At 65.2% G+C, this 10,340-nt stretch carries 12 protein-coding genes; 3 read left to right on the forward strand and 9 right to left on the reverse strand.

The genetic code is table 11. The features are described from left to right. The coding region (locus KDH09_17900) for a single-stranded DNA-binding protein (GenBank protein MCB0221577.1) at positions 1-442 on the reverse strand (442 nt) is incomplete at its 3' end. 51 nt (positions 443-493) lie between these two features. Next, on the reverse strand, positions 494-709 hold the full coding sequence (locus KDH09_17905) for a 30S ribosomal protein S21 (protein ID MCB0221578.1): 216 nt from the start codon (positions 707-709) through the stop codon (positions 494-496). A 416-nt stretch (positions 710-1,125) separates the two neighbouring features. On the opposite strand from KDH09_17905, the gene KDH09_17910 reads away from it, so the two are divergent. Next, entirely contained in the window at positions 1,126-1,653 is a 528-nt protein-coding gene (locus KDH09_17910) for an AhpC/TSA family protein (GenBank protein MCB0221579.1), read from the forward strand. Positions 1,654-1,764: 111 nt separating this feature from the next. Here the strand turns inward: KDH09_17910 and KDH09_17915 are convergent, their stop codons facing one another. From KDH09_17915 to KDH09_17945, 7 genes are all read right to left on the reverse strand, one after another. After that, the gene (locus tag KDH09_17915; GenBank protein ID MCB0221580.1) at positions 1,765-2,829 is read right to left on the reverse strand and encodes an NAD(P)-binding domain-containing protein; all 1,065 of its coding nucleotides are present in this window, start codon (positions 2,827-2,829) and stop codon (positions 1,765-1,767) included. A gap of 230 nt (positions 2,830-3,059) precedes the next feature. Next, on the reverse strand, positions 3,060-3,677 hold the full coding sequence (locus tag KDH09_17920) for a hypothetical protein (GenBank protein ID MCB0221581.1): 618 nt from the start codon (positions 3,675-3,677) through the stop codon (positions 3,060-3,062). Between the two features lie 44 nt (positions 3,678-3,721). After that, entirely contained in the window at positions 3,722-4,171 is a 450-nt protein-coding gene (locus KDH09_17925; protein ID MCB0221582.1) for a hypothetical protein, read from the reverse strand. Next, positions 4,164-4,844: a DUF2953 domain-containing protein gene (locus tag KDH09_17930; GenBank protein MCB0221583.1), complete on the reverse strand. Its 681-nt coding sequence runs from the start codon at positions 4,842-4,844 to the stop codon at positions 4,164-4,166. The genes KDH09_17925 and KDH09_17930 overlap by 8 nt, the downstream gene beginning before the upstream one ends. 124 nt (positions 4,845-4,968) lie before the next feature. Further along, positions 4,969-5,391 carry a sporulation protein gene (locus KDH09_17935; GenBank protein MCB0221584.1) on the reverse strand — a complete coding sequence of 141 codons (423 nt, stop codon included), beginning with the start codon at positions 5,389-5,391 and terminating at the stop codon, positions 4,969-4,971. Between the two features lie 97 nt (positions 5,392-5,488). Beyond that, positions 5,489-6,394, reverse strand: a complete 906-nt coding sequence (locus KDH09_17940; protein MCB0221585.1) for a DMT family transporter — start codon at positions 6,392-6,394, stop codon at positions 5,489-5,491. Between the two features lie 144 nt (positions 6,395-6,538). Continuing rightward, a complete protein-coding gene (locus KDH09_17945) occupies positions 6,539-7,378 on the reverse strand; it encodes a 2-oxo acid dehydrogenase subunit E2 (protein MCB0221586.1) in 840 nt (279 codons plus the stop codon). A 246-nt stretch (positions 7,379-7,624) separates the two neighbouring features. On the opposite strand from KDH09_17945, the gene KDH09_17950 reads away from it, so the two are divergent. After that, positions 7,625-9,031 carry a patatin-like phospholipase family protein gene (locus KDH09_17950; GenBank protein ID MCB0221587.1) on the forward strand — a complete coding sequence of 469 codons (1,407 nt, stop codon included), beginning with the start codon at positions 7,625-7,627 and terminating at the stop codon, positions 9,029-9,031. A gap of 215 nt (positions 9,032-9,246) precedes the next feature. Next, positions 9,247-10,188 carry a hypothetical protein gene (locus KDH09_17955; GenBank protein ID MCB0221588.1) on the forward strand — a complete coding sequence of 314 codons (942 nt, stop codon included), beginning with the start codon at positions 9,247-9,249 and terminating at the stop codon, positions 10,186-10,188. Positions 10,189-10,340 lie beyond the last annotated feature (152 nt).

Here is a 10,340-nt window from a genome sequence, read left to right on the forward strand (position 1 = left end):
CGACGCTGCCGCCCATCGGGCCGTCGTAGCTGGGGGCGTCGTCCTGACGCGGAGCGCCGCCTCCGCCGCCACCACCGCCACGCGGGGCACCACCGCCGCCGCCGCCGCCGGGACCGCCGAGCATGGTCATCTCGTTGGCGATGATCTCGGTGCGGTAACGCTTCTGGCCTTCCTTGTCGGTCCAGTTGCGCGTCTGCAGGCGTCCCTCGATGTAGACCTGACGGCCCTTCGAGAGGTACTGGCCGCAGATGTCGGCGAGTTTGCCGAACACGACGATGTCGTGCCACTCGGTGCGGTCTTCCCAGTTGCCGTCCTGGGCCTTGCGGCGCTCATTGGTGGCAATGGAGAAGTTGGCCACGGGCATGCCCGAGCCGGTGTAGCGGACCTCCGGGTCTTTGCCCAAGTGTCCGATCAGCATGACTTTGTTGAGTGATCCTGCCATGGAAAAAATCGGCCCCACCCTTTCGGGCAGGGCCGTCCTTCTTGCTAAGGGTTAACGACGCACGGGACGCTTGCTCGCGCTGCGGCGAAGCTTGCGCAGCCGACGACGCTCGGCCTTCTGCTCTTTCATTCGCTTGAGCTCGGAAGGCTTCATGTAGTACTCGCGGCGACGCACTTCCTGCTTGATGCCGCTGCGGTCAACAAGCTTGCGAAAGCGACGGAGCGCTTTGTCGAACGGTTCGTTCTGGTCAACAACGATCTGTGCCATGAACTGAAAATTCACCTGCCTTCCCGGTCTTTGAGTTGCCCGGCTCTGCCCTTGGGGCGGCCGTGGCGCGACGCTGGGAGCCCTTCCCCGTGGGAGGGCCGCAGCAAGATAGACCATTCTGAGCGAAAGCCAAGGGGGGCCCGGCGCCCTGCCCCATCGCGGCCCAAACCGCCGGGAAAGCCGGAATTTCCGCCACAGAGGGGGCTGAAACGTGGACGTGGACGTGGACGTGGACGTGGACGTGGACGTGGAAAGCTGCCCGCTGATCATTTCACAAGGCAAGCCCGGAATCGTCCACGTCCACGACAAACGTCCACGAAAACGATAGACTCAAGCCCCAGTGGCAGCAGCGAATCCCTCCGCGGCAAAACGGCATCCAAGCTGGCGTTCAGCAGGCCAGCCAGAGGAGATCCCCCATGAGTCTCAGCACCGGCATCCAGGCCCCCGAATTCGAGGCCGATATCTGGAACGGCGAGAAGTTCCGTCTTTCCGAGCAGCGTGGCAGCAAGCTGTGGCTGGCGTTTTTCCGCTACGCCGCCTGCCCGCTGTGCAACCTGCGCGTCCACGACATCATCACCCGCTACGACGATCTCACCGCAAAGGGGATCAAGGTCGCGGCGGTCTTCCAGAGCCCCATGGATTCCATCGCCAAATACGTGGGCCAGCAGCAGCCGCCCTTCCCGCTGCTCTCCGACCCGGACGAAAAGCTCTACGGCCTCTATGAGCTGGAGACGAGCCTCGCCGGCTTCATGAGCCTCAAGAACGTGGGGCGCCTCAAAGAGGCGATGGCCCAGGGTTTCAAACCCGGCAAGCCCGAGGGGGCCAAAACGCGCGTGCCCGGTGATTTTCTGATCGATGAGAAAGGCATCATCCAGGATGCCTACTACGGCGAGGTCATCGCCGACCACATCCCCTTCGAGCGGGTCGATGCGTTTCTGAAATAGGGTCTCTTGTCATTCAATGTAGGGGCGGGGTTTACCGGCCCCTATTTTTTTCGTATGCAACAAAAAAAGGGGCGGGTAGACCCCGCCCCTACAGGATCGAACTGATCTGGTCTACTCGCCAGCGCCTTCGCTGATGGGGCTTGCGCCGTCGATCTGGCCGCGCAGCTCTCCGGCCGGGGAGATCTCGCAGACGAAGTGGTCGTTGCAGAGCCCCTTCTCCACGATGCGGCGGCCGGTATTGAAAGCCGTGGTGATCGAGCCCTTTCCTTCGAGCGCCAGGTCGCCGGCCAGGTAGAGGCCCGGGATGCTGGTCTCGTGGGTATCGGGGTCGACCTCGGGATAGCGCGAGTCGAACTGCAGGCCGATGGCCTTGAGAAAGTCCACCGGGGAACTGCCGCCCAGGCAGTAGACCACATGGTCGAAGACTTCTTCCTTGGGTTCCTTGTCGGCGAAGATCACCTTGACCTTGCCGTCCTCGGCTTCTTCGAGGGCCTCGATGTTGGTGGGATTCCACAGGGTGGCCTCGCCCTTCTGGCCGATCTCGGTGAGGATCTTTTCGTTGATCTCGTTCATGCGGCCGAAGTTGTCGCGCCGGTACGAGAGATAGACCTCGTTGCCGGGGTAGAGATACTGCACGGCCTCGGACGCGGTGTCGCCGCCGCCCACCACCAGGATGCGCTGGTCCTTCACTTCGCCTTCGGTAACGGAGAAGTGCACGCGGTCCTTGACCGCAGAGGGAATTTTGTACTCGGGCTTGTTGGGACGGCCCATCACGCCGATGGCGATGACCACGGTCTTGGTGCGGATGCGGTCCTCGGTTCCCACTGAAACGGTGAACCAGCCGTCCTCTTCGCGCTCGATGTGCCAGACTTCCTGCTTGTACCGGATGTCGATGTTGTACTTGGAGATGTATTGCTCCATCGTCTCCAGGTAGGTCTCGCGGTTGCCGGGGGTGATGTAGAGCACGCCTTCGGCGGGAACGTCGATTCCCTTCCACACGGTATCGACACGCTTTCCGGCGGTGTAGAGCTTGCTGATCATGTAGTTGTGGGTCTCGCCCTTTTCGAGGACGACCACCTTGTCGATGCCCGCCAGTTGGGCCTCCACGGCAACGGAGACCCCGGCCGGACCGCCGCCGACGACGACGACGTTCACTTCTTCGGTATGCTCGCTCATGAATCTGTGCTCCTGACTCTGCTGTGTGCGCCGCCCGCGAAAATTCCGCGGTGAGCGGCGCTCCCTTGCGTGAGGGAGTTTGCGCAATCGGCGCGCGCCCCGCAAGGGGGCTGACGCTTCTTTGCCTGAGCGCCGTTCAGCTAAGCGGCTGAAAATATTGACGAAAGTGTCAGTCTTTGGCGCCGCCCGCTCTGCTTAGTGATGCGGCGGGGGCGGAAATGGATGCAAGGCTATTCCAGCCAGAACTGCACCATCATCTGGGCCTCGATGACCTTGGGATCGCTGCCCTCCTGGGCGAAGTGGCGGAAGCGACCCTCGAATCCCAGCCCCACGTCGCGCGAGAGCGGCACTTCGAGTCCGCCGCCCAGCGAGTAGGTAAAGGCCGCGGGCACGGCAAGCGGCTTCATCGCGCCACCTGCAAAGCCGTGGTAGAGCTGCGCCGAGACAAGGGCGTAGGGCGTGATCTTTCCGGGAAAGGCCACCGCGCGCAGATAGGGCCCCCACACGATGGTGGTGAAGTGCTCCTCGTTGGCGGCCTCGCCGATGACCGCCACCTGGGCGCCCGCTTCGAAGCCCGCACGGAAATGGTCGCTCAGCGTGTACTCGGCGTAGCCCATGATGTCGGGCCCCTCGAAGAGCATCTCGAGATCCGGCGTCGGCAGCGAGGCTTTGAGCTGGTAGTAGTTGTCGCCCACGCGGCCCACGTGAAACTCCGCGCCGGCGCGAAAGCCCACCAGCCACTTGCCGCCCGCGCCTTCGGGGATCTCGTCGGAGAAATCATCGGCGCGGCCGAGCTGCGGGGTGAGCGCCAGTGCCAGCGCCAGCATCGTGATGAAGATGTGCCTCATGGTTTTTGCCTTCGGGGGCATCGAGTGCGATGCGCGGGCTCTCTTTACCGCTCCGCGCCCTCCCCGGTCAACCGCAGGGCGTGCGCGCGAAGCATGGCGATGCTCCGGCGGGCCGCCTCGGGCAGGCTGCGCCCGGCGGCCTTGAGACGCGCGTCGAGGGCCTCTTCGAGCCCTGGCATCTGCGCGGCGATTTTCGAGAGATCGGCGCGCTCCTCGACCGGCTCGAAGCGAAGCGGCCCCTCACCGCTCAGAATGAACACGCCCACGGGCGCGGCGCTGGCCATGGCGCCGGCGCCCCCGGCGCCGCCGTCTCTTGTACCGGCCATGGAATGAAACTCGGTACGCCGCGTGAGCGCGACGGCCACGTCGGCGCCCAGCTCCCGCGCATCGCCCAGTTCAAACGCGCGCACAAATCCCCCGCCGGTGTGCTCGCGCGTCCACTCCCGCGCGGCGCTCCCGATCTTCTGCGCGGTTTCCTCAACGATCTCACGCACGGGCGGCCTCCGCCCTGGTTGCGCCCACTTCGCGCCGGTCGGGCCTTGCGCGCGCGAAGGCGAAGAGCATCACGTCGATGGCCAGCAGCGCCGGGTAGAGGCGCAGCGCAACGCGCGCCGCGCCCGCCAGCACCGGCCTTCCCGACCAGTCGGGTTCGTGGTGGATGTTGAATGCCGGGCCCAGCATCCCGCGCAGCGCCCACAGATAGCCCGAGAGTTCGCCGGTTTTTTCAAAATCCTCGAAGCCGTAGCGCACCCGCCCGGCCAGCTCGTCGATCACGACGCGGCGGCGCTCGCGCACGAAGAAACGCAGGGTTTCGCCAACGCCCACGCGCTCGTCATAGCCGCGGTATCCCTCGAGCATCGACTCCATGGCGTCGGTAGCCGAAAAATCCTTGCCGCGCGCTCGCGCGCGCTCTCCCACACTCGACTCGCGCGAGTAGACGCGGCGGCCAAACAAATAGAGACTGTAGCGCGCGCGATCGAGCCTGCCCGGCACGCTGGCGACGCCGAAGCCGAGCGGCCCCCATGCAAGCTGCGCGCTGCCGGTGAGCGCAACGCCGCGCCCGGCCTCAAAGCTCGCGCGAAAACGCGCCGGCGCCAGCACCGCCAGCCACAGAGCTGCCAGCGCCAGGCCCAGCGCGCATCCAAGCAGGATTTCCCAGAGACTCATCGCGGTTCTTCTCTACGAGCGAAAATAACCGGTGTCATTCTGAGCGCAGCGAAGAATCGCGTGGAGCCGACCGGGACGCGATTCTTCGGGGCGCGCTGCGCCCCTCAGAATGACACGGGTCTGGTTACGAAGGTTTCTTGGGAGTCTTCTTCTCTGCCGAAGTGCCTACCGGGCGCTGTCCCTCGCCGGGACCCTCGCCCAGGAACTTGTCGACCACTTCGGGAACGAGGTCGAGCGCGCGGCCGATCATGCTTTCCTTGGTCCCCTTGAGCGAGAGGAGCTGCGCGTGGCCCGCCTTGTCCACGACAAGAAAGGCGAGCGGTTCGACGCCGATACCGCCGCCGGCGCCGCCGCCCTCGAAGTTGCCCTCAGAGCGCGAACCCCGGGCCCCGCCCTCGGTGGCGCCCGTGCCGAAGCCGATGCCGATCTTGCACACCGGCACGATGGTCGCGTCGCCCACGCTGATGGGCTTGCCCACCACGTTCTCCGAGCCGCTCATCGAGCGCATTTCCTTGAGAAGTCCCTGAATGATTTCGTTGAGATTCATCTAACCCTCCCACGCGCCCACAGGGCGCTGGTGCCTGTCTGATTCGTGCGCTCATTAGACCCCGGGAAGGGGGTGGGGTCAATCGGGGGCGATTTCCCTAAACCGACAAAAACCCGATCCCCGCACCAACCAGGCCCAGCGCAAACCACTGCCTGCGGCTGAGGTGTTCCTTGAGTACGACGAAGGCGAGGATGAGGGTGATCGCGGGCGCGATGGAGGTGAGGCTCGAGACCATCACCGAGCTTCCAAGGCCGTAGCCCAGCAGGACGCAGACGTGGCCGCCGGCGTCGAGGAGACCCACGGCGGCGACCTTGCCCCAGGCGTGGCGCGGCGGGAGGATGTTTCGCCAGCCGAGCTGCCAGACGGCGACGGGGATGAGCAGCAGGCTCGCCCCCAGGCGCAGCCCGAAGAGTCCCATGCCGTAGCCGCCATGGTGCACGACGGGCTGGGTAAACGCCATGGCCGCGCCGTAGCCGGCCGCGCCCATGAGCGCGCTGCCCACGCCGGGCTGGAGAAAATGAGTCCCGTCGCGGGCGGCCTCTTCCTTGTTTTCGTAGCCGATCATCACCGCGCCGCTCACGCAGAAGAGCGCGCCCAGGGCCATGAGCACGCCGGGCACGTCCCCCAGAAAGAGGATCGCCAGGATGGCGGCGAACATTCCCTTGGTGTTGACGATGGGGCTGGCCACCGAGAGCGGCGCGCGCGAGAAGGAACGGAAGGCGAACATCACGCCCGAGATGGCGGAGACGCCCACCAGCATGCTCATCAGCCACCAGTAGCCGAAGGGCTCGCCCGCGGGCTGCATCCAGAACTCGAGCGCGCCGGGCGCGACGAGCCAGACAATGAGGCCGATGAGCCCCAGGAAGACCGCGCCCACGAGCTGCATCCCCACCGTCACGGCGAGCGGGTCGACGTCCTCGACGCTGCGTTTTGCGGTGAAGTCGGTCAGCCCCCAGAACAGGGCGGTCAGCAGACCGAAACCGAAGCCGGTGAACTCGGGCATGGGTGACTCTCTACCCCGGCGCAAAAGGCCGGTGGTGGGGAGGGGTCATAGCGCGGGAAAATGTCACGGGGAAATGGGGCGGCCACATCAATCCCGTGGACGTGGACGTCCACGACAAACGTCCACGTAAACGATCTCCCCCCCCTATCCCAGAAACTTCGCCGGGTCCTGCATGATGTCTTTAAAGGTCTTGCCCAGCCGGCCGCCCTGGAATCCGTCGATCACGCGGTGATCGAATGTCGCGGCGATGCGCATGGTGGGGACGATGACAACTTCCTTGCCGCGCACCCCGGGCTTGTCCTCGACCGCGCCGACGGCCAGAAGCGCCGGCACGCGGGTAAACGTGAGCAGCGGCGGGAAGGCCTCGGTAATGCCCAGCGATCCGACGCTGGTCACAATGGCGCTGCCGAAGGGATCGTTGGGAATGCCGAGCGCCGAGAGATCGAGGTTGAAGTCGTATTGCAGCCGCGCCACGCCGCGCAGCAGCGGACCCAGCACAAAGGGCGGGAGGTTCTCGAAGAGCTGCTTGGTGCGCTCAAGGAGCGGGTCCTCGTGCTTTCGCACCTTGCGCGCGCCCTCGCGGGTTTCTCTGGCGATATCGACCATCGATTTCTTATCGGCGTTGCGAATGAGCGCCTCGGAAAGATCGGCTTCCTGATCGTGGCCGTCGTGCTCGGGCGCGACTGCCACCAGCACGGAGATGTCGACGGCGTCGCGCTGAAAAACGCGGCCGCGGCGGATGATGCAGTTGCACTCGGGGTGCCGGGCCAGGGTATCGGCGATGGCCTTGGTGACAAGGTGCGTGACCGTGAGGTGCTCGCCCGTGCGCTTGGACTCTTTGGCAAGGAACTTGAGCGCCTTGCTCATGTCCAGGTCGATGGTCCCGTAGATGGTCGGATCATCGGGCGGCGACCAGGCCACAGCCGCCATCCGCCGCCAGCTCGAAAGATTCTTTACAAACCTGCCGGAGATATTCTTTGCCATGGGAGCCCGCCTCACTTCCTTGGGTACCCCAAGCGTACCGCGCCGGGCCGGGCGGGCGCAACGAGCCCCTAAAACGCCGTTTGCCCGAACTTGACCCGGCGCGTCACCGGGTTAGGATGAATCACCCCAGGCTGCGTCTGCGGCCGACGGGGACTTGCCTCGCCCGGCGCGCGGCGGAGGAACACGGCCATTCTCACCGAAGAAACTGCACGAAAACTCGACCAGGAACTGCTGCGCCTCCAGCACATGGAGACGCACCTGATCCGTTCCATCTGTCACCACCCCCACGCGCTGCCGCCCAGGGCGGAGCACCAGCTTCGCTACGCGCTCAACTTCGCCCGGCTGACGAGCTTCGAGCCCGGCGCCGCCGAAAAGGGCGGACGCACCGGTCGCGGCGATGTCGAGGTGATCGAGGAACCGCTCCTTCATTTCCGCGGGCAGGTCATGCAGATGCTCGGCGAAACGCTGCGACCGGGACTTCTGCCGGAGCGCCGCGTGCGCGAGGCGGCCCGCGCGCTGCCGCGCCTGATGCCGCTTCTCAAGGAAGCGCGCGAGAGCGTGCTGCAGCATCACGCCAATGATTTTACCGAGCGCGAGCTCGATGCCGAGGTGGGCAAGAAGACGCTCGTGAGCGTGGCCGGTGGCGGCGGCGGCGCGGGCTATGTCTACATCGGCGCGTGGGAAGTGCTCGAGGCCGCGGGCTTTATCCCCGGCTACATCATCGGCGCTTCCATCGGCTCGGTGATCGGACTCTTTCGCGCCAGGAAGCGCATCGGCGACTACGAGGCCGACATCCGGCTGGCCAAGGGCATCCGCCCCGAGAACGTCTTCCGCGTGGTGAGCACGCGCACGCGCTACGGGCTCCCCGGGCTCATGCGCCTGTTCCTGCACGCGGCGATCGACGAGCGCTTCCGCCGCGAGGACGGCAGCCTGCTGCGCCTTCCCGACCTGGAGATCCCCTACGAAGCCGTGGTTGCCGGCGTGACCAAGGGCGCCATGCCCAACACGCCCGACGAATACGCGCGCGAGCATCACCTCATCCTCACGCGGCGCCCCGGTCGCCTGAAAATGACCCGCCTGATCGGCGAGCAGCTCGTGCGCATGGTGGCCTTCTTCAACCCCATGCTGGTCAAGGAAATCGTGGTGGGCGGCGACGAGATGACGAGCGCTTTCGACGCCGTCGATGCCGCCGGGTTCTCGGCCGCCATTCCGGGGATTCTCCACTACGACGTGGCCCGCAATGACCCGCACATGGAGGGCATCCTCGACGCGCTCTTTGCCCGCGAGGAGCTCGCCTGCCTCGTCGACGGCGGCGTGGCCAACAATGTGCCCGCACGCACCGCGTGGCGGCAGGTGCAGGCCGGCAAGATCGGCACGCGCAACGCCTACTATCTTGGATTCGATTGCTTCCACCCCCAGTGGAGCAGCGGCCATGTGTGGCTGCAGGGAATCACCCGCATCGTGCAGATGCAGGTGGCTCTGAACAGCCCCTACGCCCACCACATCGTAAAGTTCAACCCGACCCTCTCGCCGGTGAATCTCGTGCCGCCCCCCCGCAAGATGGACGCGGCCGTGAGCTGGGGCCGCGAGAAGATGAGCCACGGCATTCCGGCGATGAAGAAGTTTTTTGAACGGATTGAATGGGTGGAGTAGCGGGTTTTCAGAGTGACCACGGCGCTTGGCCGGCATTTACCAAAGCCCATGACCCGACAAATCCTGTTTTTCCTCAACGTGCACGTTGAGAAGTGTCGGTTTTCAGATGGATATCCAGACAAGTCCCCCGCTTGCTCCCGCCCCCCGCACCCGATAGACTTCTGTTCTCTGTCATGGTGTGGGCGCGCCGCTTCGATGGAGCCTCCGGGCGCGCGATGAAATTTTCCCTCAAGTTGTCGGCCTTGTGCGCAGCCCTGCTGCTGGCGCTGTTGTGCCTTCCCTCGGCCGCGCAGGCGCAGCTTCGCGGGCCGTCCTTCGATACCCAGTCGAGCGCCCGCGGCTCGGGACTGGCACGGGCGTTCTCGGCGCTGGCCGACGATCCCAGCGCCATCCGCGTCAATCCCGCGGGCATCGGACAGGTCCCCTACTACGGCGTCGACGTGCTCTACCAGAACAACGAAGACGCATCGAACCGCTACAACCAGTACACGGTGAGCTTCGTCGACTCGAAAACCTCCGAGATGGCGGCCGGCGTGAGCTACTCGGTAGTGAGCGACAACGCCTTCGGCTTTATCGGCAACAACTTCGACGAGCCCCCGGCCTTTTCCTACACCGTGCTCGCGCTGGCGGACACCAGCATCGAGGGTTTCGACTTCGGCATGTCCTTCCAGTGGCTGCGTACCGACAAACCGGTGACCACCGCCGCGCACCACGACTTCGAAATCACGGTGGGCGGCATCGTCCCCTTCGATGATCTGTGGGGCCTCCGCATCGGCGTGGTGGGCCGCAACCTCATCGGCTCGGACAGGGTGCTGCTGGCCGACGGCGTGAGCTACATCCGCCCGCTCCCGCGCGAGTTCGAGCTCTCGGGCGCGCTCGTCCCGCTCGACTTCCTGCGCTTCGCCGGCGCGTTCAAGTTCGACTACTCATCGAAGGACGACAAGTCCCTGGGATTCGGCATCGCCGGAGAGATCGAGCCCTACGACGAGCTGCGCATCCGCATGGGTTACCGCCGCGACGCCCCCACCGAGGACTACTACCTCACCGGCGGCGCGGGCTTTGAAGGAAAAGAAGGCGCGCTGATCTACGGCTACGAATACAACCTGAGCCTCAAGACCAGCCAGCACACCGTGCAATTGCTGATGCGGTGGTTCTGAGCGACCGCAGCCCGCAACCCTGAACGAACAGAAACGACGTAGGGGCGGGGTCTACCCGCCCTTTACTCCATACCGGTACATCCGATGGGGGCGAGTAGACCTCGCCCCTACATTAAGACAGGAGACCGAAGGTCTCACCCCATCCGGTCGGC

The sequence above is a fragment of the Chrysiogenia bacterium genome (assembly GCA_020434085.1).
Classification (GTDB): domain Bacteria; phylum JAGRBM01; class JAGRBM01; order JAGRBM01; family JAGRBM01; genus JAGRBM01.